General features: G+C 69.5%; 19 protein-coding genes. 12 read left to right on the top strand and 7 right to left on the bottom strand.

What is annotated here, in order from left to right:
• Window positions 1–100: 100 nt before the first annotated feature.
• The gene (locus ADL12_RS31605) at window positions 101–1,039 is read right to left on the bottom strand and encodes an intradiol ring-cleavage dioxygenase (protein WP_208614660.1); all 939 of its coding nucleotides are present in this window, start codon (window positions 1,037–1,039) and stop codon (window positions 101–103) included.
• 237 nt (window positions 1,040–1,276) lie between these two features.
• Between ADL12_RS31605 and ADL12_RS31600 the strand changes: the two genes are divergently transcribed.
• Window positions 1,277–2,578, top strand: a complete 1,302-nt coding sequence (locus tag ADL12_RS31600) for a phospholipase D-like domain-containing protein (RefSeq protein WP_062708067.1) — start codon at window positions 1,277–1,279, stop codon at window positions 2,576–2,578.
• Between the two features lie 67 nt (window positions 2,579–2,645).
• Entirely contained in the window at window positions 2,646–3,257 is a 612-nt protein-coding gene (locus ADL12_RS31595; protein WP_062708076.1) for a hypothetical protein, read from the top strand.
• Between the two features lie 166 nt (window positions 3,258–3,423).
• Here the strand turns inward: ADL12_RS31595 and ADL12_RS31590 are convergent, their stop codons facing one another.
• Window positions 3,424–3,873, bottom strand: a complete 450-nt coding sequence (locus tag ADL12_RS31590) for an ATP-binding protein (protein ID WP_062708065.1) — start codon at window positions 3,871–3,873, stop codon at window positions 3,424–3,426.
• A gap of 259 nt (window positions 3,874–4,132) precedes the next feature.
• Here ADL12_RS31590 and ADL12_RS31585 point away from each other — a divergent pair, with 259 nt between their 5' ends.
• The 9 genes from ADL12_RS31585 to ADL12_RS31545 all read left to right on the top strand — a co-directional run bounded on the left by ADL12_RS31585 (window position 4,133) and on the right by ADL12_RS31545 (window position 14,388).
• A complete protein-coding gene (locus tag ADL12_RS31585) occupies window positions 4,133–4,978 on the top strand; it encodes a hypothetical protein (protein WP_062708063.1) in 846 nt (281 codons plus the stop codon).
• 207 nt (window positions 4,979–5,185) lie between these two features.
• On the top strand, window positions 5,186–5,923 hold the full coding sequence (locus ADL12_RS31580) for a YcnI family copper-binding membrane protein (RefSeq protein ID WP_062708060.1): 738 nt from the start codon (window positions 5,186–5,188) through the stop codon (window positions 5,921–5,923).
• Between the two features lie 78 nt (window positions 5,924–6,001).
• On the top strand, window positions 6,002–6,655 hold the full coding sequence (locus ADL12_RS31575; RefSeq protein WP_062708057.1) for an SCO family protein: 654 nt from the start codon (window positions 6,002–6,004) through the stop codon (window positions 6,653–6,655).
• A complete protein-coding gene (locus ADL12_RS31570; protein ID WP_062708054.1) occupies window positions 6,652–7,122 on the top strand; it encodes a copper chaperone PCu(A)C in 471 nt (156 codons plus the stop codon). The genes ADL12_RS31575 and ADL12_RS31570 overlap by 4 nt, the downstream gene beginning before the upstream one ends.
• 13 nt (window positions 7,123–7,135) lie before the next feature.
• Entirely contained in the window at window positions 7,136–9,238 is a 2,103-nt protein-coding gene (locus ADL12_RS31565; RefSeq protein WP_062708051.1) for a copper resistance CopC/CopD family protein, read from the top strand.
• Window positions 9,239–9,246: 8 nt separating this feature from the next.
• Complete coding sequence (efeB, locus tag ADL12_RS31560; RefSeq protein ID WP_062708048.1) at window positions 9,247–10,590, top strand: iron uptake transporter deferrochelatase/peroxidase subunit; 1,344 nt, start codon at window positions 9,247–9,249, stop codon at window positions 10,588–10,590.
• A gap of 165 nt (window positions 10,591–10,755) precedes the next feature.
• Window positions 10,756–11,688, top strand: a complete 933-nt coding sequence (gene pheA, locus ADL12_RS31555; protein ID WP_062708045.1) for a prephenate dehydratase — start codon at window positions 10,756–10,758, stop codon at window positions 11,686–11,688.
• Window positions 11,689–12,277: 589 nt separating this feature from the next.
• Window positions 12,278–13,555 carry a serine--tRNA ligase gene (gene serS / locus ADL12_RS31550; RefSeq protein ID WP_062708042.1) on the top strand — a complete coding sequence of 426 codons (1,278 nt, stop codon included), beginning with the start codon at window positions 12,278–12,280 and terminating at the stop codon, window positions 13,553–13,555.
• Window positions 13,556–13,584: 29 nt separating this feature from the next.
• On the top strand, window positions 13,585–14,388 hold the full coding sequence (locus tag ADL12_RS31545; RefSeq protein ID WP_062708073.1) for an HAD family hydrolase: 804 nt from the start codon (window positions 13,585–13,587) through the stop codon (window positions 14,386–14,388).
• A gap of 466 nt (window positions 14,389–14,854) precedes the next feature.
• Here the strand turns inward: ADL12_RS31545 and ADL12_RS31540 are convergent, their stop codons facing one another.
• The 5 genes from ADL12_RS31540 to ADL12_RS31520 form a co-directional block, all read right to left on the bottom strand.
• Complete coding sequence (locus ADL12_RS31540) at window positions 14,855–15,055, bottom strand: SGM_3592 family protein (RefSeq protein WP_062708039.1); 201 nt, start codon at window positions 15,053–15,055, stop codon at window positions 14,855–14,857.
• Window positions 15,056–15,169: 114 nt separating this feature from the next.
• Window positions 15,170–15,889: an ABC transporter permease gene (locus tag ADL12_RS31535; RefSeq protein ID WP_062708035.1), complete on the bottom strand. Its 720-nt coding sequence runs from the start codon at window positions 15,887–15,889 to the stop codon at window positions 15,170–15,172.
• Window positions 15,890–15,900: 11 nt separating this feature from the next.
• A complete protein-coding gene (locus tag ADL12_RS31530; protein WP_062708031.1) occupies window positions 15,901–16,812 on the bottom strand; it encodes an ABC transporter ATP-binding protein in 912 nt (303 codons plus the stop codon).
• On the bottom strand, window positions 16,809–17,735 hold the full coding sequence (locus ADL12_RS31525) for a hypothetical protein (RefSeq protein ID WP_062708027.1): 927 nt from the start codon (window positions 17,733–17,735) through the stop codon (window positions 16,809–16,811). Before ADL12_RS31525 ends, ADL12_RS31530 begins: the two co-directional genes overlap by 4 nt.
• Complete coding sequence (locus tag ADL12_RS31520; protein WP_062708024.1) at window positions 17,725–18,714, bottom strand: ABC transporter ATP-binding protein; 990 nt, start codon at window positions 18,712–18,714, stop codon at window positions 17,725–17,727. Before ADL12_RS31520 ends, ADL12_RS31525 begins: the two co-directional genes overlap by 11 nt.
• 255 nt (window positions 18,715–18,969) lie before the next feature.
• On the opposite strand from ADL12_RS31520, the gene ADL12_RS31515 reads away from it, so the two are divergent.
• Window positions 18,970–19,821 carry a M24 family metallopeptidase gene (locus ADL12_RS31515; RefSeq protein ID WP_062708022.1) on the top strand — a complete coding sequence of 284 codons (852 nt, stop codon included), beginning with the start codon at window positions 18,970–18,972 and terminating at the stop codon, window positions 19,819–19,821.
• The last annotated feature ends 2 nt before the right edge of the window (window positions 19,822–19,823 follow it).

The following is a 19,823-nucleotide window of genomic DNA, read 5'->3' as shown; positions in this document are numbered from 1 at the left end:
CGGATGGCTTGGCTTTCGCCACCCGGCCAACACTCAACCTACCAACGCCCACTGACAGCCGCTGACGAATACCGAAACTCCCGGCAGCAGCTTTCAACCCCTACGAGGACGCCGAGGCCGACGGGGCGTCGCTGGGCGGGGTGCCGGTGGGCGCGTCGCTCGGCGGCGTACCGCCCTCGCCGCCACCGTCGCCGCTGCCCGCGCCGGTGTTCTCGGCGTCGGGGTCGATGCCGAGGGTGAGGAAGCCCCTGTAGCCCTTGGACGGGTCGGCCTTCTTGACCGGCTTGAGGGTCAGCAGGCCGCTGGAGGCGCCGCCGCCGTCGTAGACCATGTCGTTGTCGAGGGTGGTGTAGCTGCCGGAGTGCTTCGAGTAGGGCTCCAGCGTGAAGATCTGCTGGGCGATGTCGTCGGCGAAGAACAGCTGGCCGGTGTAGTTGACCTTGCCGCCCTCGTAGGTGCCGTCCTCCTTCTGGCCGCCCGTGTGCACCTTGAGGTGGATGTGGCAGGTGCGCGGGGTGTACCAGCCCGGGAAGATCGTCTCGAACTTGACGACCCCGTTGGCGTTGGCGATCTGGTAGCCGCGCAGGTAGGTGTTGTCGTTCGCGGTCGAGCCGTCCTCGCTCTCGGCGGGCGCGGAGCCGCCGGGGTTGGCGGTGGTGTAGCCGGAGTAGTAGCCCCAGGCGTCGCAGTGCCAGATCTCCACGGCCGCGCCGGGGACCGGGGTGCAGCCGTCGGTGGCGTCGACGACGGTGAGGCGCAGCGTCAGTGGGACGCCGCTCTTGCCCTCGGTGATGTCCTTTCTGACGAGGGCGTTGTCGAGGTAGTACGGGCCCTCGGTGACGCTCGACATCAGCGTCATGCAGGTACCGGAGCTCTCCGAGGCCGTCGTGGTGGCCGTGGCCGCCGCGTCGGTGGTGGTCGTGTCGGCGAACGCCGCCTGGTAACCGGTGACGGCGAGCCCGCCCGCCACGACCGTCCCTCCGGTCACCGCTATCGCGCGGCGCCGGGTGATCGACTTGTCCTTGTGGTTTCCCGTCATGACCAGGAAATTAGGGAGACCGCCCGGCAGGAGCTTGGGGTGGCGCTGTGCGCAGGCTGTGAGTCCTGAGGAAGCTGAAGTTCGCAGCCCTCACCGGCCGTTGGTGGGCTGGCCGGCCCGTCACCCGTAGAGCTCAGCAATTACCCCGAATGCGCATCTTCCGGTGGGTTTGTCGCCCGCCTGGGCAAAGAGAACTGGTCACTTCCGCGATCTTCCCTGCCCAGGAGAGCGAAGACGATGACCCGTTCGTCTGTACGCCGGAGCCCGGCGCGGTTGCTCCGTTCGGTGCTGCCCGCCGTCGCCACCGTCCTGACTGTGGTGTGCGCGCTCCTCCTCGGCGGTGCGACACCGGCCGCCGCGCTGACGAAGCCGGTCGTCAACGGGCCCGTGTTCAACGACCCGCTGGGCACGGCGGCTCAGCGGAAGGCGATCTTCACTCAGCTCGTCCGGCTGATCGACGCGACGCCCGCCGGGGCGCAGATCCGCGGCTCGATGCACGAGTTCGTCGACCAGGAGGTCGCGAACGCCCTGATCGCCGCCCATGGGCGGGGCGTCGACGTCAGACTCATCCTCGACGACTCGACCTATGTGGGCCCTGACGGCGCCGAGTTCGCCAACCCGGCCTACCGGTCCCTCAGGGCCGTACTCGGAACCAACACCGCCGCCCGCTCCTGGGTCGTCGTCTGCGACGACAGGTTCGAGGACGCCGACGGGGTGGACGACGTCCAGCGCGGCTGCCTGGCCGTGGCCCCGCCCCAACCGGCCTACAACCACAACAAGTTCTTCCTCTTCTCGAGGATCGGGCCCTTCGACGACGGCACCAGCTACTCGAGGGTCGTCTTCCAGACCTCCTCGAACCTCTCCGACTGGTACAAGGTGGAGTCCTTCAACGACGCCATCACCTTCACGGACAGCACGGTCTACAACGGCTATGCCTCGTACCACGAGCAGCTCCGCCAAGGGCGCACCCTCGCACGCGGCAACAACAACGCCTACTTCTCCACACCGACCGGCTCGGCCTACCGCGGCTACTTCTTCCCCCGGGGTGACGTGTCGTACAACAACCCCGCCACGGACACCGTCGTCAACGTGCTGAACGAGGTCGGCTGCGCCTACACCGGCGCGGACGGGCTGCCGCACCAGACCGACATCCGCATCGTGATGCACAGCTTCTTCCGCTCCCGCCTCCAGGTCGCCGACAAACTGGCCCAGCTGCGCGGCCGGGGCTGCTGGATCGACATCGTCTACGGCGACAGCGACTCCGTGATCACCAGCCGCCTGAACGCCGCCGGCATCCAGCACCGCAGGTGTCGCATTCCCAACGGCCCCGGAATCGACGTCCGCCCGCACAACAAGCAGATCCTGCTCGACGGCGACTACAACGGCGACATCACCCCGCGCGTCTACACGGGCAGCGCCAACCTGACCGGGTCGTCACTGCGCTCGGCCGACGAAGCGATCGTGCGGATCGCGAGCGCGTCGTACCACTCGAGGTATCTGAGCACGTTCTACAAGATCCGCTCGGCCTGCGGTGGCTGAGCCCTGCGGGGCCCTGCATCAGCGATTCCTCATATGGATCCGCTGGGCCCGCGACAAGATCGGGAAGATGTCAGCTGTGAATGAGTCAGCCCGTACAGGGACAGCTCTGGTATTCGCCCAATACCACCACTTCCAGATCGTGGACCCGCAGGGGCCCCTCGCCGACGACCTCGACAGCACCTTCACCGGGCTGGTCTCAGCCTCCGGCGGAGCCGTCGAGGTGAGAACCGGGATCCACACCGGCAACGTCCAGGTCACTGTCGAGATGCACTCGCAGCGCCCCGACGTGGCTGCGGACTGGGAGGAGATCGCTGAGATCTCGTGCCCCTCCCGTTCCGGGGAAGTGCTGGTGACTCATTTCATGGACGACCCCGCGGATCTGCCCTCTCTGGCGTCCCAAGGGCCAGGCCCGTACCGGCTGCGCGTCCATGCGTGCGGCAGGGACCGGGCCGTCGACCAGACGTCCGTGGAGGACGTCGTGGAGTCCTACCTGATCCAAAGCTGGCCCGCCGCACACCAGGATGCTCTCCTGGTGAAGGCGACCGACGCTTACGGGGCTCAGGTACGCGCCCGGCCGGCCGATGACACCATCGTCATCGACCACGAGGACTGCCTTGACACCCAGACCGGCCGGGAGCGCGACATCCTGCGCCGGGCCGAACGCGGCGACTACTCCTGATCCACCACCTTCCCAACTGCGATGTCTCTGGGGGACGTCGCGCTGGTCTCCTCGGGTGGCTGAATTCATCCCGGGGCAGTGCCGGCAGCCATGCGGAGCCCTTCCGCTTGATCGTCACGGGTGACGGGAGCCCTGATCCCCCGCTCCCGAGCCCTCACCACCGGCACTACACCGCCACCAGAGGGGCGTCTTCCCTCCATTTGAGGATCTTGTCGAAGCTCACCACCGCCCCGCCCCGGCCCGGCTTGTTGCCGATCTGGACGTGGTCGGCGAGTTGCTCGATGAGGCAGAGCCCTCGGCCGTGCTCGGCGTCGGTGGCCGCCGGGCGTGGGGCGCGGTGCGGGGCGATGAAGCCGGGGCCCGAGTCGGTGACCTCGATGTGGCACTTCTCGCCGTCGAGGTAGGCCGTGACGCGGTAGGCCTGGGGGGAGCCGTCAGGAGCGGTGTCGCCGCCGTGCTCGACGGCGTTCGCGCAAGCCTCGCTGAGGGCGACAGAGAGGTCGTACGACACATCGGGGTCGACACCCGCGGTCTCCATGGTGCCGATCAGCAACCGCCGGGCGAGCGGCACGCTCGCGGCTTCCCGCCGCAGATGGAGTGACCACCAGATGCTCATGCTCCAGCCTCCTGGCCGCGGCTCGACATACCGTTACGTATTGCCGCGAGTGCCCCGCTGTAAGCACTTCATTGACGTGATGCCGCCCATATGGTCGATGCGCCTACGCAGGAATCGGTGTATGTGGGGGCGGCCCACACCAGAAGGTGATCTTCCGGGCGTACGACTCCTATCTCCTCGTACGCCCTCAACCACCCGTACGTCATCTTGCGGACCTGCCGTATGGCGGCGATAAGGCCAGTGCGATGATGAGCCCGCCATGACTGCCCCCCACCCGCGCACGGCGCGCTCCGGAAGTGATCTCCGGATACTGCGGGCCGCGGTGTTCTCCGCGGTCTGCGTCGTGCTGGCCGCGTTCGGGCACGTGCTGGGCTCCTGCGCCAGGATCCCGTTGTGGACGCTGGGCGCGGGGTTCCTCGGTGTTGTTCTGGTCACGGTGCCGTTCGCGGGACGTGAGCGTTCGCTGCCCGGGATCGCGGGGCTGCTCGCGGCCGGCCAGACCGTGCTGCACACGCTGTTCGGGCTCGGGCAGCACGGGGCGAGTGCCGGGGCGGCCACCACGGCCTCCTCCGCCTCCATGTCCGACGCCGCGCTCGTGGAACAGGCGGCGCGGCTCCTCTGCGGAACCGCCGCGGCGGCCATCAGCCCGGCCCGGGCGGAGCGGATCCTCACCGAGGCGCGGATCGGCCCGGCCACCGGGGCGCATGCCTCACATCCGTCGATGGACGCCCTGTCCACCGTCACGGACTCCGCCACCGACTCCACCGCTTCGCTGCTGCCGTCCCTGCCCATGGTGCTGGCCCACGTTCTCGCGGCGGTCGTCGCGGGGTGGCTGCTGCGGCGCGGGGACATGGCCCTGCTGCGGATCGTCGAGATGTCCGCCCTGTCGGCGCACTCGGTCGCCGAGGGGGCGTCCGTACGATCCCTGCGCGGGGCGCTCGCGCTGGTGCGCGCCCTGCGTGTCGGACTGCCGGGCGCGCCCGAGGCGGGCCCGCGCATCCAGTGCGCCGGATGGTTCGGCCCGTCCGAGCCCCGCGCCCTCGCACTCCAGCACACGGTGGTCAGGCGCGGCCCGCCCGACACCGCATTCGTCCTCGCCGCCTGACACGACGCGACCGTCACTCCACTGACGTGGGGATGAGGAGCCGCCGTCGTGCGGCACGCGCGCGTGCCCGAGTTTCCGATCGAGGGACAGCTTCGTTCTGCCTTTCCCGCTGCTTCCCGCCTGATCGGGCACCCCTGCGCACGCGTACTCCTCTTCACCACCAGAATCCCGAATCTCACTCACAGTGGAGTGCTCCGAATGCCTCGAATGAAGGCCTCTCGCATCGCCGCCGCAAGCGCCCTCGCCGGCACGGCCGTGCTCGCCCTGTCCGCCCCCGCCTTCGCCCACGTCAGCGTCCAGCCGGAGGGCACCGCCGCCAAGGGCGGTTACGCGGTCGTCGACTTCAAGGTGCCGAACGAGCGCGACAACGCCTCGACCACCAAGCTCGAGGTCAACTTCCCGACCGACCACCCGCTGGCCTCGGCGATGCCGGAGGCGATCAACGGCTGGGACATCAAGGTCACCAAGTCCAAGCTGGACAAGCCGATCGAGATGCACGGCGAGAAGATCTCCGAGGCGGTCTCCAAGATCACCTGGACGGCCACCGGCGACGGCATCAAGGCGGGCTTCTTCCAGAAGTTCCCGGTCGCCGTCGGCCAGCTCCCCGAGGACGCCGACGAACTGGTCTTCAAGGCGATCCAGACGTACTCCAACAAGGAGGTCGTGCGCTGGATCGAGGTACCGCAGGACGGCCAGGAGGAGCCGGAGAACCCGGCCCCGGTGCTCGAACTGTCCGCCGCCGAGGACGGCCACCACGGCTCGTCGTCGTCCGAGAAGGCCGCCGACTCCGACGACGCCGAGGCCGCCTCCGCGAAGACCGCCGCCGCCGAGCCCGCCGACAGCAGCGACACCACCGCCCGCGTTCTGGGCGTGGTCGGCATCGTCGTCGGCGCGCTGGGCGTGGCGTACGGCGTGCTCGCCGGCCGTCGGCGCACCGACGCCTGACGCCCCTTCGGTTCGCGGCGCGCGCCGGGGCACACACCCCGGTGCGCGCCGGAGCTCTCACAACTGGGACATTTTTCTATGCGCAAGAAGACTTTCGCCGCGGCCGCACTGCTCGCCGCCGCCACCCTGACCCTCTCCGCCTGCGGCAGCGGTGAGGACAGCGCCCAGCCCGTCACCGTGGTCTCCGAGGAGGCCGGCTCGGACAAGGCCGCCATCGTCCTCGACAAGCCGTTCGAGAAGCCCGACCTGGTCCTCACCGACACGAACGGCAAGAAGTACGACCTCCGCAAGGAGACCGAGGGCAGGCCGACGCTGATCTACTTCGGCTACACCAACTGCCCCGACGTCTGCCCGCTGACGATGAACAACGTCGCCGTCGCCAAGAAGCAGCTGTCCAAGGCGCAGCAGGACGAGCTGCGCGTCGTGTTCGTCACCACCGACCCGGAGCGCGACACCGCGTCCGCGCTCGGCAAGTGGCTCAAGGGCATTGACCCGCAGGTCGTCGGCCTGACCGGCGACTTCGACACCATCCAGGCCGGCGCCCGCACCCTCGGCATCACCATCGAGCCGCCGCACAAGGACAAGAACGGCAAGGTGGTCTCCACCCACGGCACCCAGGTCGTCGCGTTCTCACCGAAGACCGACGCCGGGTACGTCCTCTACACCGAGGACGCCACCGTCGACGACTACACCAAGGACCTCCCCAAGCTCATCAAGGGGGAGAAGCCGTGAGGCGTCTCGTCGCCCCCGTCGCGGTCCTGACCGGGACCCTGTTCCTCGCGGGCTGCGGTTCCGGGGACACCCGGGCCGACTCCCAGGCCGGCTCCGGGGCCGAAGTGTCCGTCAGCGGCGCCTACATGCCGCAGCCGGTGTCGGACTCCATGGCGGCCGGCTTCCTGACGGTCACCAACAAGGGCGGTACGAAGGACGAGTTGACCTCCGTCACCAGCGACGTCGGCGAGGTCACCGCCCACGAGACCGTCGGATCGTCGATGCAGGAGGTCAAGGACCTCGACGTCCCCGCGCACGGTCAACTCGTGTTCAAGAGCGGCGGCAGCCATCTGATGTTCGAGAAGCTGAAGCGCAAGCCGCAGCAGGGCGAGAAGGTGACCGTGCAGCTCCACTTCGCCGAGTCCGGCACGGTCACGGTCGAGATGCCGGTGAAGTCGGCGACGTACAACCCGAAGACCGGACACTGAGGGAGAGATCGCCTTGACCCAGACCATCGCCCCCCGCGTCCGGATCCTGGTGCTGCTGCTCCTGGCCGCCACCGGCCTGCTCCTCGCCGGTGCCGGGCCGGTCTCCGCGCATGCCGCGCTGACCGGCAGCGACCCCCGGCAGGGGGCGGTGGTCGACGAGGCCCCGACGCAGGTCTCGCTGACCTTCTCCGAGAAGGTCGCCCTGTCCGACGACTCCCTGCGCGTGCTCGACCCCAAGGGCAAGCGGATCGACCGCGGCGACCCGGCCAACCCCAGCGGCACCACGTACGCCGTGAAACTCCACAGCGGCCTGCCCGACGGCACGTACACCGTCACCTACCAGGTGGTGTCCGAGGACAGCCATCCCGTCGCCGGCGCCTACACCTTCTCCATCGGCGCACCCTCCCAGACCACCGTCTCCGTCTCCGACCAGACGGCAGGCGGCGGAATCGTCGGCGCGCTCTACGGGTTCGGGCGGTACGTGTCGTACGCCGGCTTCACCGTCATGGTCGGCGCCGCCGCCTTCGTACTCGCCTGCTGGCAGCGCGGGGCGGGCGTGCGGGTGCTCCAGCGGCTCGTCGTCTCCGGCTGGCTGGCCCTGACCGCCGCCACGCTCGGTCTGCTGCTCGTGCGCGGCTCGTACACCAGCACCGGGAAGATCGGCGACATCTTCGACCTGGACCTGCTCGGGCAGGTGCTGCAGACCAAGACGGGTGCGGCGCTGGTGTCCCGGCTGCTGCTGCTCGCCGCTGCGGCGCTGTTCGTCGCGGTGCTGTTCGGGGCGTACGACAAGCGTGAGGAAGAGGAGCAGCAGGACCTGACCTTCGGGCTCGCGATCGGCGGGACCGTCGTGGCGGCGGGGCTCGCGGCGAGCTGGGCGATGTCCGAGCACGCCTCGACCGGGCTCCAGGCCGGGATCGCGATGCCGGTCGACGTCGTCCACCTGCTGGCCGTCGCGGGGTGGCTCGGCGGGCTCACCGCACTCCTTGTCGGCCTCTACTGGGCGCCCGCGGACACGCCGGTCGAGGCCTCCGCCGTACGACGGTTCTCGCGTGTCGCCTTCGGCAGCGTGCTCGCGCTGGTCGCGACCGGGATCTACCAGTCGTGGCGACAGCTCGGGTCGTGGTCGGCGTTCACCGGGACGCGGTACGGGCAGCTTCTGCTGGTCAAGATCGGGCTCGTGGTGCTGCTGGTCGGGATCGCGTGGATCTCGCGGCGGTGGACGGCGCGGCTGGCGGAGGCCGTCGTGGTGAAGCGGCGGGAGGCAAAGGACGCGGCTGAGGGCGAGAAGGAGGCGGTCACGGGCGAGGCGGACACCGCCGCGGGGGAGGCTGTCGAGGGCCAGAGCGGGACGGGCACAGTCGAGGACGTCGAGGGCAAGGGCGAGGACGAGGACGTTGAGGGCGAGCGGGAGCACGCCACCGCCTCAGCCTCAGCCTCAGCCTCCACCCTCACTTCCTCCGCTTCCGCTTCCGGCAAGCAGGACGCCTCGGCCGCCGTATCCGGCAACAAGGGCGGCGAATCCAAGAGCAGCGATTCCCAGCGCGCCGCCCAGCTCGCCCGGCAGCAGGCTGCGATCGACACGGCACGGCAGAAGCAGCAGCGGGACGCCGACCCGAACCGGTTCGGACTGCGCCGCTCGGTGCTCGCCGAGGCGGGCGTCGCCGTCGTCCTGCTCGCCGTCACCACCATGCTGACGTCGACCGAACCGGGGCGAACGGAGGAGCAGGCCAGGGCGGCCACGTCGTCCTCTTCCGCCGACGCCTCGGCGGCCGGGGCGCTGACCCTGGACATGTCCTTCGACACCGGCGGCGAGGACGGCAAGGGCGTCGTGCGGATCGACCTCGATCCCGCGCGCGTGGGCGGCAACGAGATGCACGTCTACGCGGAGCGGCCGAACGGCCGAGCCTTCGACGTCCCCGAGGTGAAGGTCGCCTTCACCCTCGAGTCCCAGGACATCGGTCCGCTGCCCGTGGTCCCCGACCACATCGCCACCGGACACTGGTCGGCGAACGGAGTCCAGATCCCCATGGCGGGCGAATGGAAGATCGCCGTCACCGTGCGGACCTCCGACATCGACCAGACCACCGTCTCCAAGAACGCGCAGATCGGCTGAACCGCACCATGGCTGACCAGTCCATTCCGGAGGCCCGTACTCCTGGGACTCCCCAGATTCCCCAGACTCCCGAGAAGGCACTTAATGGCGAGACCGCACTTAATGGCGGCCTTCCAGAAAGCGCCTCACACAAGGACGGCATTTCGCGGCGACGGCTGCTCGGGACCGCCGGTGCCGGCGGGCTGATGCTCGGTGCGGCCGGCGGGGCCGTGGGATACGCCGCCCGGCCGGCCGAGGCGACGCCGCTCACCTCGCTGGGCGCCGATCAGGTGATGTTTCACGGGAAACATCAACCCGGCATCCTCCAGCCACTCCAGGCGCGCGGCCACGTCGTCGCCTTCGACCTGACGGCGGGCGCGGGCCGCAAGGAAGCCGCGGCATTGCTGCGCCGCTGGTCGGAGACGGCGCAGCGGCTGATGGCGGGCGAGGCGGCCAAGCAGGACGACACGGATGTGGCCCGGGACGCCGGGCCGGCGGCACTGACGATCACCTTCGGCTTCGGGCACAGCTTCTTCGCACGAACCGGCCTGGAGAAGCAGCGCCCGGTCTCCCTGGACCCGCTGCCGGACTTCTCCTCCGACCAGCTCGACAAGGCGCGCAGCAATGGCGACCTGTGGGTGCAGATCGGCGCCAACGACGCCCTGGTCGCCTTCCACGCCCTGCGCGCGATCCAGAAGGACGCCGGCCAGGCCGCCAAGGTGCGGTGGCAGATGAACGGCTTCAACCGGTCGCCGGGGGCCACCGCGCACCCGATGACGGCGCGCAACCTGATGGGCCAGATGGACGGTACGCGCAATCCGAAGCCGACGGACGCCGACTTCGACCAGCGCATCTTCGTCCCGGAGTCCAGTGCGAAGGACCCGGCCTGGATGGCAGACGGCTCCTACGCCGTCGTACGCCGCATCCGCATGCTTCTCGACGACTGGGAGCAGCTCTCGGTCAAGGAGCAGGAGGATGTCATCGGGCGCCACAAGTCCGACGGGGCGCCGCTGTCCGGGGGCACCGAGACGACCGAGATGGACCTGGAGAAGACGGACAAGGCAGGGAATCTGGTCGTCCCCCTCAACGCCCACGCCCGCATCACCCGGCCCGACCAGAACGGCGGCGCGGCCATGCTGCGGCGCCCCTTCTCGTACCACGACGGCATCGACGCGGACGGGGTGCCCGACGCGGGGCTGCTGTTCATCTGCTGGCAGGCCGACCCACTGCGCGGCTTTGTCACCGTCCAGCGCAAGCTCGACCGCGGCGACGCGCTGTCGAAGTTCATCCGGCACGAGGCGAGCGGGCTGTTCGCGGTGCCGGGCGGGGCGACGGAGGGCGAGTACGTGGGGCAGCGGTTGCTGGAGGGGTGACGCGGGGCGGCGGGGCAGGACGGAGCCGAGCAGGGGGTGAGCTGGGCCGGCCCGGGGTGCGCCGGGCTGAGCTCGCGCATTCCGTGAGCCGGCGTCCGGATCGCCCTCGGCGCGGCCGGGTGAGATGTGTCCGCCGCGTTTCGCAAGGCCCATTAGGGTGAGGGCATGCCAGCGAGCTACGCCTATCTCGGCCCCGAGGGCACCTTCACCGAAGTCGCCCTGCGCACGCTTCCCGAGGCCGCGACCCGGGAGCTGATCCCGTACGTGTCCGTACAGTCCGCGCTCGACGCGGTGCGCGTCGGCGAGGCCGAGGCCGCGTTCGTACCGATCGAGAACTCCGTCGAGGGCGGGATCACGACCACGCTCGACGAGCTGGTCGCGGGCAAGCCGTTGATGATCTACCGCGAGGTGCTGCTGTCGATCACTTTCGCGCTGCTGGTCAGGCCCGGCACCAAGCTGTCGGACATCAAGACGGTCTCCGCACACCCGGCCGCCCAGCCGCAGGTGCGCAACTGGCTCAAGAAGAACCTGCCGGACGCCCACTGGGAGTCCGCCGCCTCGAACGCGGACGCCGCGCGCCTGGTCCAGGAGGGCCAGTACGACGCCGCCTTCGCGGGCGAGTTCGCGGCCGCCCGGTACGGCCTCGAGGCCCTGGAGACCGGGATCCACGACGCGGAGAACGCCCAGACGAGGTTCGTGCTGGTGGGCCGGCCGGCCCGGCCCGCGGCACCGAGCGGCGCGGACAAGACGTCCGTCGTGCTGTGGCAGCGCGATGACCACCCCGGCGGTCTGCGCGACCTCCTGGGCGAGTTCGCCACGCGCGGCATCAACCTGATGCTGCTGCAGTCCCGGCCCACCGGCGCCGGCATCGGCAACTACTGCTTCTGCATCGACGCCGAGGGGCACATCTCCGATCGCCGGGTGGCCGAGGCACTGATGGGGCTGAAGCGGATCTGCCTGGAGGTGCGGTTCCTGGGCTCGTACCCGCGCGCGGACATGGAGCCGGGGGATGTGCGGCCGCCGCGGCTGGGGACGTCGGACGAGGCGTTCGTGTCGGCGGCGGACTGGGTGGCGCGGTGCCAGGACGGGCGGTTCTGAGCGGCGCGTGACGAGCGCTTGGGCCGGCCCGTGGCGGCCGGTTCCGATCGGCGCCCGTGCAGGTTTCACACCGGTACTACCAGCTGATTATCGTTATCCACAGGCGTTATCCACAGGTACTCTTCTCGACCTGGGGACAAGTCGACAACCAAGGGTGAGCCTGTCGACAAATAGCCCTCCGGGCCACCTCGGCGTCCACCATCGAGCAAGTCACCCTTCGTCCACTCTTTTCCTTTGGGTAATCCTTTGGGGCGACCGCTTTCCACTCGAAAGTGGGGATGGATAGGGTTTGTCCTGGGAATCTTCGACTTGCTCGACATGTTGCGGAGTGATCAATTCCGGCGTCCACAGTCCATCCACACACCCTGTGGATAACTCTTCCCCGGCTGGGGATTCCTGTGGACAACCCCGGCCCAAATCCCGTTCTCCACAAGGGAGTCGAGTCAACCGGCCGCCTCGCACCTGCCCCGTTCCAGGGAGTGAGACGCCTTTTATTGACACGCCTCGCAATTCACTCATAACGGAACGTAAGCCGTGGTTCGGAATAGCGAGTCGTGGGCTGTCACCCCGCCCCGGTAGCCTTGAGCGCGTGATTGACCTTCGCCTGCTCCGTGAGGACCCCGACCGAGTGCGCGCCTCGCAGCGCGCCCGTGGAGAGGACGTCGCGCTCGTCGACGCCCTCCTGTCTGCCGACGAGCGGCGCAGGTCGTCCGGCGTCCGCTTCGACGAACTGCGTTCCGAGCAGAAGAACCTCGGCAAGCTCATCCCCAAGGCCTCGGGCGACGAGAAGGCCGAGCTGCTGAAGAAGGCGAGCCAGCTTGCCGCCGACGTCAAGGCGGCCGACGCCGAGCAGAGCGAGGCGGACGAGGAGACCAAGCGGCTCGCGCTGCAGCTCGGCAACCTCGTGCACCCCGACGTCCCGGTCGGCGGCGAGGAGGACTTCGTCGTCCTGGAGACGCACGGCACCATCCGCGACTTCGGCGCCGAGGGCTTCGAGCCCAAGGACCACCTCGAGCTCGGCGAGGCGCTGGGCGCCATCGACGTCGAGCGCGGCGCCAAGGTGTCCGGCTCGCGCTTCTACTACCTCACCGGCGTCGGCGCCCTGCTGGAACTGGCACTGGTCAACGCGGCGATCGCCCAGGCCACCGAGGCCGGGTTCATCCCGATGCTCACCCCGGCGCTGGTCCGCCCGCGCGCCATGGAGGGCACCGGCTTCCTCGGCCAGGCCGCGGAGAACGTCTACCACCTGGAGAAGGACGACTACTACCTGGTCGGCACCTCCGAGGTCCCGCTCGCCGCGTACCACATGGACGAGATCCTCGACGCCGAGAAGCTGCCGCTGCGCTACGCGGGCTTCTCGCCGTGCTTCCGCCGCGAGGCCGGCACGTACGGCAAGGACACGCGCGGCATCTTCCGCGTGCACCAGTTCGACAAGGTCGAGATGTTCTCGTACGTCGCCCCCGAGGACGCGGAGAACGAGCACAAGCGGCTCCTGGACTGGGAGAAGCAGTGGCTCACCGGCCTCGAGCTGCCCTTCCAGGTCATCGACGTGGCCTCGGGCGACCTGGGCGCGTCGGCGTCCCGCAAGTTCGACTGCGAGGCGTGGATCCCGACCCAGGGCAAGTACCGCGAGCTGACCTCGGCCTCCAACTGCGACAGCTTCCAGGCCCGCCGACTGTCGGTGCGCCTGCGTGACGGCAAGAAGGTGCAGCCGCTGGCGACGCTCAACGGCACGCTGTGCGCCGTACCGCGCACCATCGTGGCGATCCTGGAGAACCACCAGCAGGCCGACGGCTCCGTCCGGGTCCCCGAGGTGCTGCGCCCGTACCTGGGCGGCCGGGAAGTCCTGGAGCCGGTGGCCAAGTGAGCGAGGCGGCCGGCGAGGCTTCCGGCGAGGTGTCCGAGGGCTTCCCGTACAAGCTGATCGCGACCGACCTCGACGGAACGCTTCTGCGCTCCGACGAGTCGGTCTCGCAGCGCACCCGTGACGCCCTCGCCGCGGCCACCGCGGCGGGCGCCGCGCACATCGTCGTGACGGGCCGCGCGGTCCCGTGGACGCGGCACATCCTCGACGACCTCGGCTACGAGGGCCTCGCCGTCTGCGGTCAGGGCGCCCAGGTGTACGACGCCGGCGAGCACCGCCTGCTGACGTCGGTGACCCTGGACCGCCAGCTGGCGGGCGTGGCCCTGGCCAAGATCGAGGCGGAGGTCGGCCCGCTGTTCCTGGCGGCGAGCCGCGACGGCCTGGACGGCGACGTCCTGGTGGGACCCGGCTACGCGGTCACGGGCACGCTCCCGTCGACTCCGTTCACGGACGCGTCGGATCTGTGGAGCGCCCCGCTGAACAAGATCTACATACAGCATCCGGACCTGTCGGACGACGAGCTGGCAGAGGCCGCCCGGCAGGCCGCCGGCGGATTCGTCACGGTGGCCATGGCGGGCGAGGGCATCGTCGAGCTCCTGCCCCTGGGCCTGTCCAAGGCAACGGGCCTGTCCTTGGCGGCCCGCCGCCTGGGCCTGAAGGCCGCCGACACGATCGCCTTCGGTGACATGCCGAACGACATCCCGATGTTCGCGTGGTCGGCTCGGGGCGTGGCGATGGCCAACGCTCACGAGGAGCTCAGGACGGTGGCGGACGAGGTGACGGCCTCCAACGAGGAGGACGGGATCGCGGTGGTGTTGGAGCGGTTGCTCGGCTGATCAGCGGCTGCCGGCCACGTGCGGTCGCGTCCGTGCCGCAACGGGCGGTCGTATCTGCGTAGCTGCGGGCAGTCGTGCCGCTGGGGCGGCACAGGTGGGCGCAGCGGCGCTCCGCAGCGCCGAGTTGCGCGGCCCACCCGTGCCGCCCCAGCGCAGGGCCCCTCCCCGAGGGGCGGTGACTGGGAAGGCGGCCCACGTCAGCGCAGCGCGCCGCGTGCTCGAAGCGGCCGCCCCGGGCAGCTCCCCGTGCGGTACGGACTCTACGGAGGGGTAGGGATTACTCCGGAGTCCGCCGCCGACTGCCCTGTCGGAAGCTCGACGTACTGCCGTGCATGGACATCGTCGGACTCCTCTCCCAGAACGTGGTGCCGAACTCGTCGTCCGGCGGTGTGGACACAACCACTGTGCCCGTACGGCGAGTTGGGCGCCACTGATTAAGAAGCCCCGGTGAGGCGCCGTACGCCCCTTACCGGCGGCGCCACTTGCGTCGGCGCCCCTTGCTGAAGAACCACCCGGCGGGCGGCTCGTCGGAGCGCCACGGCTGCGGCTCGGGCTTCTCGCGGCGCCAGCGGGCGGCCAGCATGCGGGCGCGGGCGGACGGTTCGGACGTCTCGGCGGACCGTATGAAGTCCTCGTCCAGGACGAGGTCGTCCCAGTCGTCTGCCATCCCCGTTCCTCTCAGCCGACCGTTCCCGTGTTCTCAGTGTGCCCGGACAGTGGTGAAGCCTCCGTCAAGAGCGGGCCCGGTCAGGGGCCCGGCTCTTTACGTCTCACGGACGGGTCACTCCTCACCGGCGAGCGTCAGCGACCGCAGCTTCTGTCCCGCGTACCAGGTCGCGAGCACGGTCACCAGCGCCAACAGCACCGTCGCCGTGGGCAGTGTGACGTCCGACGTCACCATCTCCCCGCCGGCGACCTTCTGCGCCACCGCCAGCGCCCACTGCTGGACGCTCAGCGTGCGCGCGCCCGACACCAGGGAGCCGAACAGGGCCTCCCAGACGAGCGCGTAGACGAGCCCGAAGACCACCGCGTGCCGGGACACCGTGCCGAGCAGCAGGAAGAGCGCTGCGTAGGCGATGGAGGCGACCAGGGCGGCCACCGTGTAGGCGACGGCGATCTGCTGGCCGTTGCCGTTCAGGATGAACCCGGCGATGAAGGTGGGCAGCGCCGAGAACACCATCGTCACGGCGATCGCCACGATCAGCTTGGTGAAGATGATCGTCGACCGTTTCACCGGCTTGGACAGCAGATACACCACCGAGCCGTCGTCGATCTCGGGCCCGATCGCGCCCGTGCCGGCGATGACTCCGATGATCGGCACCATGGTGGCGAGCGCCAGCCCGCCGAGCAGGTCCGACGCGGTCTGGTCGTCGGCTCCGGCGAGGCCGCGCACCACCACGGAGACCGCGATGAGGAGCATCGGCAACGCGCCCAGGATGAGGGCCCGGCGGCGGCCGAGCAGGGCCCGGTAGGTGAGCCGGGCGACTGTGGGGTCGTACATCTTTCGGCCTCCTACGCCGCGACGAGATACGAGAAGACGGACTCGAGGGACTCGTCGGACGGCGAGACCGTGAGCAGGCGGATGCCGTGGTCGCGTGCCACCCGCGGCAGCAGGGCCGTGAAGCGGCCGAAGTCGACGGCCTGGATGTGCAACGCGCCCTCGGCCAGGTCGACCTCGATCCCGGACGTCGACGGGTCGGCGATCAGCGCGGCCGCGAGGGTGCGGTCGTCGCTGGAGCGCACCAGGTAGCGGTGCGGGCGGTCGGTCATCAGGCGGCGGATCTTGCGGAAGTCACCGCTGGCCGCGTGCCGCCCTGCGACGACGACCTCGATGTGCCAGGCGAGTTGCTCGACCTCTTCGAGGATGTGGGAGGAGAACAGCACGGTGCGGCCCTCGTCTCCCATGCGTCGCAGCAGGTCCATGAGCTGCATGCGCTGGCGCGGGTCCATGCCGTTGAAGGGCTCGTCGAGCAGGAGCAGCGAGGGGGCGTGGACGAGGGCGCTCGCCATCTTCACGCGCTGGCGCATGCCCTTGGAGTACGTGGAGATCTTTCGGTCCTGTGCGTACTCCATCTCGACTGTGGCCAGGGCCTTTTGGGCGGCCTTGGCGCCCAGGCCGTGCAACTCGGCGTTGGCGACGACGAATTCGCGGCCGGTGAGGAAGTCGTACATCGCCTCGCGCTCGGGGACGATGCCGATGTGCTTGTAGATCGCCTCGTTGCGCCAGACCGGCTGTCCGTCGAGGGTGACGGTGCCGGTGGAGGGAGCCAGGAAGCCGCCCATCATGTTGATGAGGGTGGACTTTCCGGCTCCGTTGGGGCCGAGGAGGCCGGTGACGCCGGGGCCGATCGTCATGGTGATGTCGTTGACGGCGACCACGTTGCCGAACCAGCGGGAGACGTGGTCGATGGAGAGCGTGGTCACAGTCCGACCTTTCGGTAGCGGCGCATCAGCAGGCCGTAACTCGCGGCGATCAGGCCGAGGGTGACAAGGACGTACAGGGCGCCTTCGCCGCTGCTCGGGCCCACCCCGCCCGGGAACGCGGAGCTCGCGCCCAGGAAGGCGGACTGCACGCCGTCGATGAGCGTGACCGGCGAGAAGAGGCCGATCCAGGCGATGGCCCCGCTGCTGCCCCCGCCGTCCCCGAGGGACTGGGCGTCGGCGATGGCCTGGAGTGTGGACACCGCGCCGTAGGAGATGGTCAGTACGGCGATCACGGCCGCGATGCCGAAGCCGCGGCGCGGGGTGACCGACGCGATGACCAGGCCGAGGCCGGCGAAGAGCAGCGAGAGCAGTGCCACGGAGACGAGTCCCTGTGCGAATCCCTTGGTCTGGTCGGCGAAGTCGAGCTTGGCCAGCAGTGCGCCCACGTAGAGCACGAGCAGCGGTGCCGCGGTGAGGATGAACAGCGCGGAGGCCAGTGCCGCGAACTTCGCCCGTACGTAGTCGGCGGTCTCGATGGGCCGCGAGAAGTACAGCGGTACGGTCTTGAAGCGCAGGTCGCGGGAGACGGACTGGGGTGCCTGCGAGGCGACGTACAGGCTGATGACGGCCTGCATGATGATCGCGTAGCGCGTGTAGTCGACGGGCAGGTCCTTTGCCTTGGTGGCGACCGCGACGGCGACCATGATGGCCGCGGGCACGCACATCACCACGAACAGCAGCATCGGCAGCACCTTGGACTTCACCGAGCGGCCGAGGCCGTAGGCGCCGCGCAGGGACTGCGAGTAGAGGGACCGGGTGGCGTAGGAGCGGCCGAGGCGAGGGCCGTCGTAGCTGCGGTAGCCGATGTTGTGGATACGGGTCTGGTCACCCGACTGTGTCGCTGTGGGGTACTCAACCGCCATGGCCGACCGCCTCCTTCCGCTGTGCGTCGGTGCTCTGCTCGCTGCCCTGCTCGCTGTCCGTGAAGACCTCCGAGATGTGGTGCCGGCGCTGTTCCATGCGCACCAGGCCGAGGCCGAGGTCGGCGACCACGTCCCGCACCAGGTCGTAGGTCTCGTCGCCCTGCGCGGTGAGCAGCAGGATGTGACCGGCGCCCGGGAGGCCGCCGCTTCCGTCGAGGACGTCCACCCCGCGCGCGTGGAGCGCGTCGCGCACCGCGCGGGTGCCGTCCGGGTGGTCGTCGGTGTCGGTGACCTCGATGGCGAGGGTCGTGGTGGTCTGGGTGAAGGCGGTGGTGGAGCTGGAGCGCAGGAGCTTGCCGCCGTCGATGATGACGACGTGGTCGCAGGTGCGCTCCAGTTCGCCCAGGAGGTGCGAGGTGACCAGGACCGAGATGCCGAAGTCTGTGTGGATACGGCGGATGAGGCCGAGCATCTCGTCGCGGCCGACCGGGTCGAGGCCGTTGGTCGGCTCGTCCAGGAAGACCAGCTGCGGGTCGTGCACCAAGGCCTGCGCCAGCTTCACGCGCTGCTTCATGCCGGTCGAGTAGCCGCCGATGGGGCGGTAGCGCTCCTCGTACAGACCGACGTGACGCAGCGTGTCCGCGGTGCGCTCGCGCGCGGCGGTGGGCGGAAGGCCGGACATGCGCGCCATGTGGACGACGAACTCGGTGGCCGAGACGTCGGGCGGCAGACAGTCGTGCTCCGGCATGTACCCGACGCGCTCGCGGATGGCGCCGCCCTTGGTGGCGACGTCGAGGCCGAGCACCTCGGCGCGGCCCTCGGTGGCGGGGGACAGACCCAGCAGGATCTTGATCAGTGTGGACTTGCCGGCTCCATTGGCTCCGACGAGTCCGGTCACACCGGGCCCGACGTCCACGGAGAGCCGGTCAAGCGCGGTCACCCTGGGGAACCGCTTGCTCAGGCTTTCGGTCGCGATCACAGTCACGCTTCGAAGGTAGTGACGCGGACCACGCCGGTCGTCACCCCGCAGAGCTGTATTGGGGTCAGACTCCAGGACTACGGGGCCCTAGGGGTCACCCCTGAGTCGAACAACGCGACCCTGGTTTTCCACATCGGCGTGGTTTTCCACAGCCCGAGACCCTCCTATTGACGCAGACTCTAACAACTGTCACATTCGCCAGTGTCAAGTTGCAGGCGCGTACCGCAGTCAGCGTGGACAAAGTGGGGCGGTGGCATGACTACGGCAGTGACAGGCGAACTCCGTGCGGATTCCGCGGAATTACGAGGATTCAGGCAGGTCCAGCGGCTGGCGTACGAGTGCGCCGAGGCCGTGGCGGCGCGGCTGGAGCCGGGCATCACCGAGCGCGAGGCGGCGCGTATGCAGCGCGAGTGGCTGCGCGAGCGCGGGGTGCGGGACTGGTTCCACCTCCCCTTCGCCTGGTTCGGGGACCGCACGGCGTTCGTGAACTTCCGCATTCCGCTGCAGTTCTTCCCCACGAACCGCCGGCTGGAGCCCGGGATGCCATTCATCCTGGACATGGCTCCTGTGTACGACGGCTGCACGGCCGACATCGGCTACTCGGGTTCACTCGGCATCAACCCCGTACAGGACAAGCTGATGGCCGACCTGGAGGCGCATCGCGAACTGATCCTGCACGAGGTGCGCGAGCGGCGGCCGCTGCGGGAGATCTACGAGGACGTGGACCGGCTCATGGTCCGCCAGGGCTACGCCAACCGGCACCGCGCCTATCCCTTCGGCGTGATCGCGCACAAGGTCGACCGGGTCAGGCAGCGCCGCTGGTCAGCGCATGTCTTCGGGTTCGGCACCCAGTCCCTGAAGGGCCTGGCGAGCGACGCGCTGCACGGTCACCGCGATGGCTGGTCCCCGCTGTGGTCGCCGTACCGCTTCTCCGACCACCCGCCGCAGCCGGGCCTGTGGGCGGTCGAACCGCACCTGGGCTTCCGGGGCACGGGCGCGAAGTTCGAGGAGATCCTGGTCGTCACCGACTCCGCGGACCCCGAGGAGAGCGCCTTCTGGCTGGACGACGATCTGCCGCATGTGCGGCGCTGGGCGGAGGAGAAGTGACG

It is taken from the genome of Streptomyces regalis (assembly GCF_001509475.1).
Lineage (GTDB): Bacteria > Actinomycetota > Actinomycetes > Streptomycetales > Streptomycetaceae > Streptomyces > Streptomyces regalis.
Note: the sequence above shows the minus strand (reverse complement) of the source record. Positions and strands in the feature narration are given on the sequence as shown.

What these genes read in the sequence shown, in the direction of transcription:
- ADL12_RS31535 (WP_062708035.1), bottom strand. Translation starts at nt 15,889, where the DNA reads ATGTACGACCCCACAGTCGCCCGGCTCACCTACCGGGCCCTGCTCGGC.
- ADL12_RS31595 (WP_062708076.1), top strand. Translation starts at nt 2,646, where the DNA reads ATGTCAGCTGTGAATGAGTCAGCCCGTACAGGGACAGCTCTGGTATTC.
- efeB (WP_062708048.1), top strand. Translation starts at nt 9,247, where the DNA reads ATGGCTGACCAGTCCATTCCGGAGGCCCGTACTCCTGGGACTCCCCAG.
- ADL12_RS31605 (WP_208614660.1), bottom strand. Translation starts at nt 1,039, where the DNA reads ATGACGGGAAACCACAAGGACAAGTCGATCACCCGGCGCCGCGCGATA.
- pheA (WP_062708045.1), top strand. Translation starts at nt 10,756, where the DNA reads ATGCCAGCGAGCTACGCCTATCTCGGCCCCGAGGGCACCTTCACCGAA.
- ADL12_RS31580 (WP_062708060.1), top strand. Translation starts at nt 5,186, where the DNA reads ATGAAGGCCTCTCGCATCGCCGCCGCAAGCGCCCTCGCCGGCACGGCC.
- ADL12_RS31590 (WP_062708065.1), bottom strand. Translation starts at nt 3,873, where the DNA reads ATGAGCATCTGGTGGTCACTCCATCTGCGGCGGGAAGCCGCGAGCGTG.
- ADL12_RS31600 (WP_062708067.1), top strand. Translation starts at nt 1,277, where the DNA reads ATGACCCGTTCGTCTGTACGCCGGAGCCCGGCGCGGTTGCTCCGTTCG.
- ADL12_RS31585 (WP_062708063.1), top strand. Translation starts at nt 4,133, where the DNA reads ATGACTGCCCCCCACCCGCGCACGGCGCGCTCCGGAAGTGATCTCCGG.
- ADL12_RS31525 (WP_062708027.1), bottom strand. Translation starts at nt 17,735, where the DNA reads ATGGCGGTTGAGTACCCCACAGCGACACAGTCGGGTGACCAGACCCGT.
- ADL12_RS31540 (WP_062708039.1), bottom strand. Translation starts at nt 15,055, where the DNA reads ATGGCAGACGACTGGGACGACCTCGTCCTGGACGAGGACTTCATACGG.
- ADL12_RS31515 (WP_062708022.1), top strand. Translation starts at nt 18,970, where the DNA reads ATGACTACGGCAGTGACAGGCGAACTCCGTGCGGATTCCGCGGAATTA.
- ADL12_RS31575 (WP_062708057.1), top strand. Translation starts at nt 6,002, where the DNA reads ATGCGCAAGAAGACTTTCGCCGCGGCCGCACTGCTCGCCGCCGCCACC.